Consider the following 225-nt stretch of genomic DNA (forward strand, 5'->3'; position numbering starts at 1 on the left):
CTCTGCTTGATGCGATTTCATCATGCTGGTATGCGGGGTAGGGTTTTGTTACAAGATCAGCATAAAAAAAGGCAATAGGAACATTCAAGAGATCAGCAATTTCCTTTAAACGCCCTGCGCTCACACGGTTTAATCCTATTTCATATTTTTGAATTTGTTGAGAGCTTACACCTAAAGCATGCCCTAATTGTTTTTGAGACATTTTCAGCATTTTTCGCTGAAAGC

Annotated in this window: 1 protein-coding gene; it reads right to left on the reverse strand. The window is 39.1% G+C overall.

Annotation, left to right across the window (positions count from 1 at the left end; translation table 11 throughout):
• The coding region (locus BN200_RS08450; RefSeq protein WP_019222127.1) for a helix-turn-helix domain-containing protein at positions 1 to 225 on the reverse strand (225 nt) is incomplete at both ends.

The sequence above is a fragment of the Bartonella senegalensis OS02 genome (genome assembly GCF_000312545.1).
GTDB lineage: Bacteria > Pseudomonadota > Alphaproteobacteria > Rhizobiales > Rhizobiaceae > Bartonella > Bartonella senegalensis.